13 protein-coding genes are annotated in these 12,945 nt (G+C 31.0%); 6 read left to right on the top strand and 7 right to left on the bottom strand.

Annotation, left to right across the window (positions count from 1 at the left end):
* Nucleotides 1-12 precede the first annotated feature (12 nt).
* The 6 genes from ABIN17_03830 to ABIN17_03805 all read left to right on the top strand — a co-directional run bounded on the left by ABIN17_03830 (nucleotide 13) and on the right by ABIN17_03805 (nucleotide 6,516).
* Nucleotides 13-1,179 (top strand): acyl-CoA dehydrogenase, encoded by a 1,167-nt coding sequence (locus tag ABIN17_03830; GenBank protein ID MEO0284188.1) that lies wholly within the window; start codon nucleotides 13-15, stop codon nucleotides 1,177-1,179.
* Between the two features lie 9 nt (nucleotides 1,180-1,188).
* Nucleotides 1,189-1,569 carry a Fe-S cluster assembly sulfur transfer protein SufU gene (sufU, locus tag ABIN17_03825; protein ID MEO0284187.1) on the top strand — a complete coding sequence of 127 codons (381 nt, stop codon included), beginning with the start codon at nucleotides 1,189-1,191 and terminating at the stop codon, nucleotides 1,567-1,569.
* Nucleotides 1,570-1,603: 34 nt separating this feature from the next.
* On the top strand, nucleotides 1,604-2,638 hold the full coding sequence (locus ABIN17_03820) for a DUF1028 domain-containing protein (GenBank protein ID MEO0284186.1): 1,035 nt from the start codon (nucleotides 1,604-1,606) through the stop codon (nucleotides 2,636-2,638).
* 86 nt (nucleotides 2,639-2,724) lie between these two features.
* The gene (locus ABIN17_03815; GenBank protein MEO0284185.1) at nucleotides 2,725-2,964 is read left to right on the top strand and encodes a hypothetical protein; all 240 of its coding nucleotides are present in this window, start codon (nucleotides 2,725-2,727) and stop codon (nucleotides 2,962-2,964) included.
* A 3-nt stretch (nucleotides 2,965-2,967) separates the two neighbouring features.
* Nucleotides 2,968-3,879 (top strand): hypothetical protein, encoded by a 912-nt coding sequence (locus ABIN17_03810; GenBank protein ID MEO0284184.1) that lies wholly within the window; start codon nucleotides 2,968-2,970, stop codon nucleotides 3,877-3,879.
* A 63-nt stretch (nucleotides 3,880-3,942) separates the two neighbouring features.
* Nucleotides 3,943-6,516, top strand: a complete 2,574-nt coding sequence (locus ABIN17_03805; protein ID MEO0284183.1) for an NHL repeat-containing protein — start codon at nucleotides 3,943-3,945, stop codon at nucleotides 6,514-6,516.
* Between the two features lie 294 nt (nucleotides 6,517-6,810).
* On the opposite strand, the gene ABIN17_03800 is transcribed toward ABIN17_03805, so the two are convergent.
* The 7 genes from ABIN17_03800 to smpB form a co-directional block, all read right to left on the bottom strand.
* Nucleotides 6,811-7,239: a hypothetical protein gene (locus tag ABIN17_03800; GenBank protein MEO0284182.1), complete on the bottom strand. Its 429-nt coding sequence runs from the start codon at nucleotides 7,237-7,239 to the stop codon at nucleotides 6,811-6,813.
* A 539-nt stretch (nucleotides 7,240-7,778) separates the two neighbouring features.
* The gene (locus ABIN17_03795; GenBank protein MEO0284181.1) at nucleotides 7,779-8,363 is read right to left on the bottom strand and encodes a hypothetical protein; all 585 of its coding nucleotides are present in this window, start codon (nucleotides 8,361-8,363) and stop codon (nucleotides 7,779-7,781) included.
* A 23-nt stretch (nucleotides 8,364-8,386) separates the two neighbouring features.
* Nucleotides 8,387-9,604, bottom strand: coding sequence for an ATP-dependent Clp protease ATP-binding subunit ClpX (gene clpX, locus ABIN17_03790; GenBank protein MEO0284180.1), 1,218 nt, complete (start codon nucleotides 9,602-9,604; stop codon nucleotides 8,387-8,389).
* Nucleotides 9,601-10,200: an ATP-dependent Clp endopeptidase proteolytic subunit ClpP gene (clpP, locus tag ABIN17_03785; protein ID MEO0284179.1), complete on the bottom strand. Its 600-nt coding sequence runs from the start codon at nucleotides 10,198-10,200 to the stop codon at nucleotides 9,601-9,603. The genes clpX and clpP overlap by 4 nt, the downstream gene beginning before the upstream one ends.
* Nucleotides 10,197-11,387: a trigger factor gene (gene tig / locus ABIN17_03780; GenBank protein MEO0284178.1), complete on the bottom strand. Its 1,191-nt coding sequence runs from the start codon at nucleotides 11,385-11,387 to the stop codon at nucleotides 10,197-10,199. The genes clpP and tig overlap by 4 nt, the downstream gene beginning before the upstream one ends.
* Before the next feature lie 6 nt (nucleotides 11,388-11,393).
* Nucleotides 11,394-12,491, bottom strand: coding sequence for an N-acetylmuramoyl-L-alanine amidase (locus ABIN17_03775; GenBank protein ID MEO0284177.1), 1,098 nt, complete (start codon nucleotides 12,489-12,491; stop codon nucleotides 11,394-11,396).
* Complete coding sequence (smpB, locus tag ABIN17_03770) at nucleotides 12,488-12,943, bottom strand: SsrA-binding protein SmpB (GenBank protein ID MEO0284176.1); 456 nt, start codon at nucleotides 12,941-12,943, stop codon at nucleotides 12,488-12,490. Before smpB ends, ABIN17_03775 begins: the two co-directional genes overlap by 4 nt.
* Between the last annotated feature and the right edge of the window lie 2 nt (nucleotides 12,944-12,945).

The raw sequence follows: 12,945 nt of genomic DNA, 5'->3' as shown, positions 1-12,945 counted from the left end.
AAACCAATTAATATGGATTTTGAACTTAAAGAAGAACATAAAATGATAAGGGATATGGTTAGAGACTTTGTTAAAAATGAGATAGAACCAATTGCTAATAAGATTGATGAAGAAGAAATTTTTCCAGAAGAAAATATAAAAAAAATGGGGGAACTGGGATTAATGGGAATGGAAATACCGGAAGAATACGGTGGTGCTGGTATGGATTCAATATCCTATGCAATTGCTGTTGAGGAAATATCAAGGGTTTGTCCTTCTCATGGTGTTATTATGTCAGTTAATAATTCCCTTTTCTGTTATGGAATTTATAAATTTGGAACAGAGGAACAGAAAAGGAAAATTTTACCTATCATAGCAAAAGGCGAAAGAATTGGAGCCTTTTCCTTAACTGAACCTCATGCAGGAAGTGATGCTTCAAATTTAAAAACAAGAGCAATAAAAAAAGGAAATGAATATGTAATAAATGGGAAAAAAGTATGGGTTACAAATGGTTCTCATGCTAAATATATTTTGCTTTTTGCTGTTACTGAACCTGAAAAAAAACATCACGGGATAACATGTTTTATTGTAGATACTGAAAAAAAGGGAATTATAAAATCACCACCTGAAAAAAAACTCGGTATAAGGGCAGCTTACTCCTGTGAATTAACCTTTGAGGATTATGTAATTCCTGAAGATATGAGGCTCGGTAATGAAGGAGAGGGTTTTAAAATTGCGATGAGTGTTTTAGATGCTGGAAGAATAGGGATAGCGGCTCAGGCAGTTGGAATTGCACAGGGTGCTTTTGAACATGCAGTAAAATTTTCCTTTGAGAGGGAAACCTTCGGGAAAAAACTTTATGAGCATCAAGCAATTCAGTTTTATCTTGCTGAAATGAGAACAAGGATTGAGGCAGCAAGGCTTTTAACTTATAAAGCAGCCTATTTAAAACAGAAGGGAGAGAAATTTTCTGAGTGGTCATCAATGGCTAAACTTTACGGATCAGAAACAGCAATGTGGGTTACTGATAAAGCTCTTCAGATTCATGGGTCTCTTGGTTATTCAAGGGAACATGATGTTCAGAGATTATTTAGGGCTGCAAAGGTTACAGAGATTTATGAAGGAACAAGTGAAATACAGAAAATTGTTATAGCGAGAAGTATAATAAATGAAATGAAAAATTTTTATGAAAAGGTTTAAAATTAAAAAATGATTGAAGAAATTTACGAAATTATACTTGACCATTATAAAAACCCCAGGAATTATGGAGAAATGGTAAATCCTGATATAGTTTATGAGGGGGGGAACCCTTTCTGTGGTGATGAAATAAAAATGCAGTTTAAGATAAAAGATGGTGTTATTGAGGATGTAAAGTTTAAAGGAAGGGGTTGTGCAATTTCTCAAGCTGCTGCTTCTATTCTTACAGAATATATAAAAGGCAAAAAAATTGAAGAACTGAAAAATTATACAAAAGATGAACATTTAAAAAGCCTTGGAATTGAACTTTCTCCTGTAAGAATGAAATGTGCTCTTTTATCTTACGAAATACTCAAAATTGCACTTTTCGGTGAAGGGGAAATAGGAAAATAATTTTTTTAAAATTCTTTAAAGGAAGATATAAAATATGAAACTTTTAATTTTACTTATTTTTTCTATAAAGGGAGAAACAAATACTTTTTCAATTGTGGCTATGGATCCTGAGACAGAGGAATGGGGAGTTGCTGTTGCTTCAAGAGTTTTTGATGTAGGGTATATTGTGCCATGGCTTGAGGCAAATGTAGGTGCTGTTGCTACCCAGGCCCTTGTAAATCCCTATTTTGGTCCATGGGCACTTGAACTTTTAAGAAAAGGTAAAAAAGCTGATGAAGTTTTAAAAATAATTCTTGAAAGAGATACTTCACCCCAAGATAGACAGGTTGGAATTGTTGATAGATGGGGAAATTCTGCTTCTTTTACAGGTAAATCAACAATATTCTGGGCAGGTCACAAAAATAAAATGTATGTTGCTGTTCAGGGAAATATTCTTGTAAGTGAAAAAGTTATTGATACAATGCTCATTGTTTTTGAAAACACAAAGGGGTTACCACTTGCTGAAAGGCTTCTTTTAGCTCTTGAGGCTGGTGAAGCAAAAGGAGGAGATAAAAGAGGTAAACAGTCTGCTGCTTTGTATGTTGTAAGGAAAAGGGGTGGATATGAGGGTGTTGACGATAGGCTCCTTGATTTAAAAGTTGTTGATAATCCTGAGCCAGTTAAGGAACTTAAAAGGCAGTATGAAATGTGGCAGTTTGTTTTTCTTGCTCCTGCTTATTTAAGACTTTCTAAGGAAGAAAAGAAAAAGGAAAGGATTTTTCTTGAAAGAGCACATGAACTCCTAAAGAAGGCATTAAAAAGTGATATTAAATCTCCTGAAGTTTACAATTCTCTTGCCTGGGAATTTGCTTTGAGAAAGGTTTTTCCTGAGGAGACGATAGAGGCTGCTAAAAGGGCATTAGAACTTGATCCAGATGACCCGAATATAATGGATACCTTAGCAGAGGCATATTTTGCAGCAGGTGATTATGAGAAGGCAATTTACTGGGAAAAAAAAGCCCTTGAAAAAGAACCCGAAAATGAATTTTTTAAAAAACAATTAAAAAAGTTTGAAAAAAGGAGAAAGTAAGGTCTTAATTTTGCTCTGTTTTATAGAAACTTGATTTTTTTGAAAAAAAAGTATAATTTATTATGAGGGGTTCAGGATTTAATAAAATGGTATTTATTATTTATACTATTATGATTTTTTATTTTTGTGAAACGAAAAAAGAAGGGACAGAGCAAGGTCCAGGAAATGGTGTTTGGCACATAATAGGAGCTCCATTAAGGGATCACACTAATACTGTTGATGTAAGTTTACCTAAAATTTTAGATACACCATACACTTCTTTTTTGATATATCCAAGGTTTGATACTGCAAAACTTGACACAGCTATAAGGAAAAAGGGAGGATGATGAATGATAAATTTTTTACTTTTATTCACCTTATTAAATCATTCCCTCTCTCTAAGAGGGGGAATTTTTGAAAGAAAAAAAGAGTATTATAAAGAAGAAGAAATACTCTTCTACGCTGTATTAAAGAATATCTCCGAAAATCCTGTTACCATATTTTTGCCGTGGATGTGGTCTTACTTACCCCTTCCAAACTTTACCTGTATATGGTTAGATATCTATGATGAAGATGGAAAAATTGTTTTTGATCCATCTATTTACTATTTTAGACCCTTCATGCCCAAACCTAATGAAAAATCTGCCGGAGCCTGGAAGTGGGTGAATGACTTTAAATTCACTTTAATGCCTAAGGATTCTGTTTTCGTTTTTGGGAGTTCCAAAGATCTCGTTTTTAATTTTAAAAAAACATACTACTTTAAAAGAATTATTTTAAAAACAGAAGATAAAAATCTTTCATACTGGGGATTTCATGTTGAGGATTTAGAGTATGAGGTAAACGATACTATAAGGTTTAAAAGTATAGAAGATCCTGAACTTAGTAAGATTGTTAGAATACTTTCCTTTGGTCTATGGATAGAAGGTAAAGGATACTTTAAATACTCAGAATCGGATTTAAGGGAGTTTATAAAAAAATACAGAAAAAAAGAATTTCTTCCCCTTTTTTATTATAAACTTTCCCAAATTTATATAAAGGAAAGAAGAATAAATGAGATTATTTCAATACTTGATACATTATTTACTTATTATCCAAAATCACAGTATACTTTATTGACTTACGGCTACCTTCGTGATATGGAAGATGAAAAAAGTAAAATTGTTTACGATTATATTGAGAAGAAATATTCAGATAACCCGATTCTTGAAATGGAAAGAAAAAATGCAATAAAAATATGGGGTAAAATAAGAAAGGCAAAATGAATCTTTTATTTTTATTTTATATTCCTTGCAGGAAATAAAAAAAATGATATTTTACCTTATGAATTGAAAAAATTCCATATCAATAAAATATCCCTTACTCCTTACCCATTAATTAAATCTCCTCTCTTTACTGAAAATAAGGACTATTTAAAAATATTAAAAAATCCACAAGCAAAACTTACTCCCATTCCACTTGTTACAGAGCCACAGAGAATTGACAAATTCTGCAAGGAAATTGCTTGCCAGATTTATAAAGGATGTGAATTCTTTTTTCTCCACTATAATATCTGTGTAATTGAAACACCAGCAGGGAAAATGATTTTTGTAACAGATTATAAAGTAAGAATCTGCTTCACTTTTGAAGGAGCGGAAGATATTGGATGGTTTGGAGAATTTGGAACACAGCCCCACCAGTTTAAAGGAAATATAGACATTGACGGTAAATTCCCCTATTTTTATATATCTGACCCTGGAAATGGAAGAATATCAATGTGGGAAATAAAAATTTTAGAAATCCCTGTATCCTGGGGAAAAATTAAAATACCGGTTCCTTATTTCCTTAAAACTTTTGGGGAAGGTATATTAATAACACCCTGGGGTATTGATTACTCTGATAATGGAACACCAGAAATTCAGGAAGATGATAAACTTTTTGTAACTGATATGTCTAAAAGAAAAATATTTAAATTCACATATGATGGAATAGTTGTTGATTCCTTTGGAAAATATGGATATGTATGCGGATCTCCAAGGAGATGGGGAAAAATGTTATTTTTTGTAGCACCACAGGATGTTGTTGTGGGAAAGGAAAACGGTGTAAATAATAATATAATATATGTATCTGACCCGGGAAATGGGAGAATTGTAATGTTTAAAGACTCATCAGGTGTAAAAAAAATTATAAATTCCTTCAATTTTTTTGAAAAAAGAAGAAGAATAGGTAAAAGGCAGGGGCTTCCTTTTATGATTGATGTTGATGATGCAGGATTTGTGTATGCATCAGTTAGACACGATAAAATAATTAAATTTTATCCTGATTTAAGTGATACTGTATGGACATATGGAGAAAATGGAATAGGACTGGGGAAATTTAACTATTTAACAGGAATCCATATTTATAAAGATAAACTGTTTGCAGCGGAAAAATGGGGTCCAAAATCAGGAATAATGGCTTTTCAGATAGGAGAAATAACTGATAACATACCCCCTGAATGTAAAATTATATCACCTCCTGATAGCACATTTGTAAATGGAAAAATAAAAATATGCGGAAGAGTAAAGGATAATTCCTATCTAAAATACTATTACATATGGATAAAAAATACTAAGGATTCTTTAGTTTATGCATCATTTGGAACACAAGAAAAAATAAATGAACCACTTGCAATTTTTAATGCTGACTCAGTTGAAGAAGGATTATATAAAATCATTCTTATAGCAAGTGATTTTTCCAACAACATTTCTACCGATGAGGTCCTTATATATGCTGGTGAACCAAAACCAGTGCTTAAAATTGGTGAAAAAGGACTTAATCCTTCACAATTAAGACTCCCATGTGATTTAGCAGTTGATTCTCAATTCATATATATTGCTGACTCTCAAAATGACAGAGTTCAGAAATTCAATAAATATGGTAATTTTATTTTAACATTTGGAAAACACGGAAAAAATAAAGGTGAATTCATACAGCCCGATTTCATATCTTATTACAAAAATAAACTCTTTGTATCTGATAGAAATAATTCAAGAATTGAAATTTTTGATTTAAAAGGCAATTACCTTTTTGAATTCGGTGGCCCACATATATTTAACCAAACTGGTGGTGTTTCTTTTGATAAAAATGGAAATATCTATGTTTCGGATATACATCACCACAGAATAAATGTTTTTGATCAGCAGGGTAATTATATAAGATCATTTGGTGAATATGGAGATACAACTGGAAAACTTAACCAGCCCCACGGCATTTTCATTCTTGATACTTTAATATACATTGCAAACAGACAGAATAACAGAGTAGAAGTTTTTAATATTAATGGAAAATTTAAAAAAACAATAGGAAAGGAAGGCGTAGAGCGAGGTGAATTCTCTCATCCTTACGATATTGTAATAGACATGGATAGTTCCCTTTATGTCTCAGATCAGCATAATAACAGAATTCAGAAGTTTGATAAATTCGGAAATGTTTTATTAAACATTTATGGAAAGAAATTAGAAAATGGTTTAAAACAGCCCAAGGGTTTATCAATAGATAAAAAATTCCTTTATGTAACTGATACATATAATGATAGAGTGGTTCTTTTCCCTCTCAAAATAGGATATAGTATTGATAGTCTTGCCAAATATGATGTAAAACCGGGTGATATGATAATCGTATACGAAGATGGAAAAATTTATTTTGTATTAAATATTCAAGAGGAAAAAGGTATTAAAAGATTAGGCGGTATTACAAAAAGTTTTGTTGAACTTAGCATTGTTGATGTTTCAGGAAGAAAAATTGATTATTTAATAAAGGGCTTCTATCCCCCTGGCAAAATCAGAATAAAATTAGATAAAAAAATTCCTTCGGGTACTTATTTTATAGAGGGCAAAATATCACAAAATAAAATAAGAAAAAAATTTGTATTTTTGAAATAAAGAAATATTGCTGAAGTAAAAATTTTTTTTATCCCTTGATATTTTATAACTATATCATATTTTAATGCTCGCCTTAGATTTAATTTTTTTTAAAAGCAAGAAATCAAAAGGGAGAAAAAATACTTTTTCGATTGTTGTAGAATACCATAACAATATTAAATTTTTCTGGTTCAATAAATTTTTAGGAGTGCCTACTACATACAAAATGTTATTATATAGTCCTCTTTAAATCTCTCAACATAAGCATTTTCTCATAAAATCCTTCGCATTTCGCCTCAATTTTCCTTTTTATCATTATCTAATAAATTTTAAAAAGGAAAAAAATATTAAAGTCATAACACTTATCTGTCCTACCCAGAATATAAACATCCATTTTATTATGTTCGCATAAGTTTTTGAAATTTTTTCATTAAATTCAGCTCTTAATTTTGAAATCTCCTCAGTAATTCTTTTATCAAGTCTTGCAGTTTCTTCAGTAATTCTTTTATCAAGTCTTGCAGTTTCTTCAGTTATCCTTTTATCAATCTTTGCTGTTTCTTCAGTTATCCTTTTATCAATCTTTGCTGTTTCTTCAGCAAGTCTCCTTTCATATTTTTCAGTCTGTAACTCAATTAAATCAATTTTCAGTTTTTCATTAGAAGCATTTAAAAGCTCAATTAATGCATCAACTCCATCATCCCCAAGTTTTTCCCTTAATACCTTTGGAATAGTTATTATTTTCATATTTTAAATTATAAAAAAAATAAACGAAAAATTCAAATATCTGCAGAATACTATACAATATTGAATTTTTCTTGCTCAATAAGATTACAAGGGGGCCTACGACAAAATGTTTTTAATTTTTCTTCCATAAATATACCGCAATTTTTTTAAATCCAAAAGCATTTCTGTTGCTTTGTTGTCTATTTTTCAGAAAATTTGATTGCGAATTTTTTCGCACCCTGAAGGGTGCGGCTACCATAAAATTATAAAGCCTTTGTTTTTTGAAAATTAAGGGTGAAGGATATATTAGGCATAATAGAAATAATATTCTAAAAATGCTTTTACTTTATACCTTAAAAAGTGTGACTTCCCAGCTGAAAATTTTCAAAAAAATGGTAACCTATATTTAATTCCTCCTCTACTTTAACCTTTCTCCATATCATATTTTTCATAAAACTATATAATCTTAATCTTTTTAGCCTCTATCTTATCATATATTTTTTCTATTTCTTTCAGATTATAACATGTTAATTTATCTCTTAAAATTTTTCAAATTGCTATTATTTAATTTTTATCCAGAATTCTGTTGAAGAAGGACCTTCTTCTAAAATTATATATTTTGACTTTATGTGTTTTAATATTATACCTTCATTACCTTTTTCCTTTGCCTCTTTTAAAAAATTAAAAATATCATCTTTACTAATTATTTTTTTATATTCAATCAATTTAAAGGGAGGTAAAAAATTTATACTTTCAAGAATTTTCTTCCTTTCCATCAATTTCCTCTCATAAACTTTTTCACCCTTATAAAATAAAATATCAAACACATAAATGATCGGCTTTCCACCCTTTTTTGTAAATAATGAAGGAATAAACCTTCTCCCCCTTTCATCATAAAGTTCACTATCAAGTATTGTGCCAGGAGGTAAAAACTTTTCAGCAATTTCAATAAGATAATTAAGTCTATAAGTCCAGTTTGGAATTTTTTCAAGTCTTCTCCCCCAGAACTCAATTTTTCCGTTTAAATACCTTAAAACTTGCATTCTCCACCCATCTATTTTAGGCTCACATATAAAATTTTGATAATCAAGCTCTTCTCCAAAATATGGTATTGGCTGCATAAGATAAACTGGCTTTATTTCCATAATTTAAAGAACTTAATCTGAAATTAAAAATTTATTTTATTTGTAAATTTAACTTTTTTTGTATCAAAAGAACTTTCATCCACTATACAATACTTATATTTTCCCCTAAAAGAAGGCAATCTATATATAGCATCAAATAAAAGATTCTCAATAAAAATCCTTAAACCCCTTGCACCCATACCAAGTTTTTTTGCTCTCCTTGCTATTTCTCTCTTTAAACCTTCCTTAAAAATTAGTTTTATACCTTCACTCTCAAAAATCTTTTCATACTGCTTTAAAATAGCATTCTCAGGTTCATCAAGAATCCTATAAAGCTCATCCTCTGTGAGCTCGTCAAGAGTTACAATAAGAGGTAACCTTCCAACAAATTCAGGAATAAAACCGTATTCAATTATATCATCAGGAAGAATATCAAAATACCTTTCACTGTGTTCATCCTTCTTAATAAAACCAAGCGAACTTTTTAACTTTCTATTTTCAATTATTTTCTCAAGTCCAACAAATGTTCCTCCACATATAAATAGAATACCCGTAGTATCCATTGGAATAAAAGCCTGCTCAGGGTGTTTTCTACCTCCCTGAGGTGGAACATTTGCAATTGTCCCTTCAAGAATTCTCAAAAGAGCCTGCTGAACACCTTCACCTCCAACATCCCTTGTTATTGAAGGTGAATCTCCTTTTCTTGCAATTTTATCTATCTCATCAATATAAATAATACCCCTTTCTGCTTTTCTTATTTCAAAATCTGCTGCCTGCAATAATCTCAAAAGAATATTTTCTACATCCTCCCCAACATAACCAGCCTCTGTTAAAGGAGTTGCATCAACATGAGCAAAAGGAACAGAAAGAATTTTTGCAAGTGTTTTTGCAAGAAGAGTTTTACCTGTTCCTGTTGGTCCTATTAAAAGAACATTACTCTTTTCAATATTTTTATCATTCAAAACTATCCTCTTATAGTGCTGATAAACAGAAACAGATAAAATCTTCTTTGCCCTTTCATGCCCTACAACATATTTATCAAGTTCTCTTTTTATTTCTTGTGGACTCGGTATTGAAAAATAAAAATCTGTCTTTAGTTTTCTATCCTTTTCCTCCTCAAACATTAATTCATAACAGAATTTAACACAGTCATCACAAATAAAAGCACCTGCCCCTGAAAAGAGCCTTCTTGCCTGTGCCTCTGCTCTTCCACAGAAAGAACACCTAATTTCTTTCCCTGGAATTAACCTCTTCTCCCTCATTTTAGTTCTTTTCTTGAAGTTATAATCTCATCTACAAGACCATAATTAAGTGCTTCCTGTGGTGACATAAAATAATTTCTATCAGTATCCTTTTCTATTTTTTCCTTTGGCTGGCCTGTATGTTTTGCAAGAATTTCATTTAACATATCCCTCATCCTCATTATTTCCTCTGCATGAATTTTAATATCAATTGCCTGTCCCTGAACTCCACCAAAAGGCTGATGAATCATAATTCTTGAGTGGGGTAATGCATACCTTTTACCTTTTGTTCCTGCTGCAAGTAAAACTGCTGCCATACTTGCCGCCATTCCTATGCATATTGTATTAACATCAGGCCTTATATACTGAATTGTATCATAAATGGCAAGACCAGATGTTATATAACCACCCGGAGAATTTATGTAAAGATATATATCTTTCTTTGGATTTTCTGCTTCAAGATAAAGAAGCTGAGCAATTACAAGATTTGCCACCTGGTCATCTATAGGCATACCAAGAAAAACAATCCTATCCTTTAAAAGACGGGAATAAATATCGTATGCCCTTTCATATCTTCCTGTTTGCTCTATAACAAATGGTATTGTTTGGTTTTTCATTCTATTATCACCTCCATTTTAACATTATTTTTTAAAAACTCCATAGCTCTTTTTCTTTTAATTGAATATTCAATCTCTATAAGAACGTTTCTTTCTTCAAGTCTTTTTTTAAGAACTTCGAAATCCATTCTGTAATCTCTTGCAAGTCTCTTTATCTCTTCCTCTATCTCTTCTTTTTTTACCTCAATTTTAAGCTGCTCTGCAAGCCTTTCAAGAAGTAATCTTCTTCTAATCTTTTCCTCAGCAACTTTATAAAATTCCTCAAATCTCTCATTCACTTCTTCTTCCTTCAATCCATACCTTGAAATAATTCCTCTTAATTCCTCCTCTACATAATATCTTGGAACAGGAACTTTATTTATCCTTGAAAGTTCTTCAAGTATTTTATTTTCAAACTCTTCTTCAGCTTCTCTTTTTAAATCTTCAGCAATTTCCTCCCCGATTTTCTTCTTAAAATCCTCAAGACTTTCCATTTCAAACATCCTTGCAAATTCATCGTCAATAGGCGGTAGTATTACTTCTTTAACAGAAAGAATATTCCCCTCGTATATAAAGGTTCCGTTTTTTTCGTTTCTTGCTACCTTAAAATGTTCTCCTCTCTTTTTACCTTCAATCTCTCTATAAAATTCCTCTGGAATATTTCCCCTTATAAACCTAAAAGATTCCGTTTTGTCCTTTAAAACCTCTCTGCCTGAAATATCATTAACATTATATTTTAATACAATAAAATCACCTTCCTTTACTCCTTCCTCTTTATCCCTTAACTCAGCAAGAGACTCCTGGTACTTCTTTAACCTTTTTTCTATTTCATCAGGTGAAGCTCTTCTAATCCTTTTTTCAACTTTGATATTTTCAAATCCTCTAACATCAAAAGAAGGAAGAATTTCAAAAGAAACAGTAATTTCAAATTCATCACCAGAAATCTTTTTATCCTTTATATAAATAGGTGAAGCAAGTTTTGAATTCTCTTTTTTTACTTCCTCTAAAACTTTTTCCCTTATATATTCCTCTAAACTATCTTCCTCTATTTCCTTTTTATATTTTGCCTTTACAATTTCAATAGGAGCCTTTCCAGGCCTGAAACCCTGAATTTTTACATTTTTCTGATACTCTTTTGAGATCCTTTCAATAAGAGGAGAAATTTCCTCTTTTTTTAACTTGAAAATTAAAGTTTTTTCTGTTTCCATTTAAAATTATTGAGTAAAATTGGAAGTTTTTTCAAACCACTCTTTAAATTTTTTTACACCCTGGACTATTGCCTTTGTAAGATTTTTCTGATATTTCTCATCTTTTAAAAGTTTTTCATCAGAAGGTGTTGTTATAAAACCCATCTCAACAAGAACAGCAGGTGAATAACATCCATTCAATACATAAAAACCTGCCTGCTTGACACCCCTATCTTGTATATTCAATTCCTTGGAAATTGATTTCTGCAATACCTCTGCAAGTTTCTGGGATTCATACAAATATTCAGTTTGAGCCATATCCATAAGAATAGCCTCAATAATACCATCCGGAACCTTTTCATTAGGATACTCGTATTTCAAAGAAGCATTTTCAAGAGCAGCAACAGCTCTTTCCCAGTCAGTCTTTGCTTCAGAAAGAAAATAAACTTCAACTCCATTTGAGGTTTCAGTAACTCTCGGTGAAGCATTACAGTGAAGAGAAATAAAAAGATCAGCACCTATTTTATTGGCGAATTTTGTTCTATCAGAAAGAGTTATAAAGGTGTCTTCTTCCCTTGTCAGAAAAACCTCAAAACCCTCTTTTTTAAGTTCCTCTCTTAAAAATTTTGCTACCTTTAAATTAATATCCTTTTCCTTTGTTCCTTTTTTACTTACTGCTCCATAATCTCTTCCTCCATGACCAGGGTCTATTACAATTCTTTTTATAGCTCTCATTTTTTTATTTTCAGTAATTGGCTTAGTTTTTTCTCTTTTTTCCTCAGCCTTAAATAAACTATCAGGAACATTCCCCCTTAAAGTTAATCTAAAATAATCTCTTTTGTTCTCTATTCTATAATTTTTACAAAGGAAACTTAATTCAAGAAGAATCAAAGCATCACCTTCAATTTTTTTTATTTCAATACCCTTTAAAATTGGATTACTCAATTTTGAAGAAAAGGGAAAAACAGAATCTATATCCCTTATTTTAATTTCTAATTTTTGTTCCTTTAAAGATTTTTCGTATTTAAGAGGACCTTTTACATCAAAGGTAATATAAACTGTATCCTTTTTTTGAACTATTTCGGGTGGGTTTAAAAGTATATTTATAAATATTAAAAGAATCACCTTAACATCTCCCTTTTCAATTCTCTTTCCATTTCCCTCTTTTTAATCAATTCCTTTTTCTCATATTTTCTCTTCTTTCTCGCAAGCGCTATTTCTATTTTAGCCCATTTTCCTTTAAAAAAAACCCTTAAAGGGATTAAAACAAGTCCTTTTTCCTTCCATTTACCAATCAACCTTTTAATCTCTCTTTTTGTAAGTAAAAGTTTCTTTTTTCTCTCAGGATCAGGGAAAAATTTAAAAGCAGGTGGATAGGGTGAAATATGAAATTTATATATATAGGCTTCCCCATTTTCAATTTTTACATAAGCATCCTTTATAGAAGCCCTTCCATCTCTTAAAGACTTCACCTCAGCTCCCTTTAAAACAATTCCACATATATAGGTATCAAAAATTTCATAATCAGATTTTGCCTTTTTATTAACCAAAATATCTTTCTCTATTATTTTTTTCATTT

The sequence above is a fragment of the candidate division WOR-3 bacterium genome (assembly GCA_039803925.1).
GTDB lineage: Bacteria > Hydrothermota > Hydrothermia > Hydrothermales > JAJRUZ01 > JBCNVI01.
This window is presented reverse-complemented; position numbering and strand designations above follow the sequence as displayed.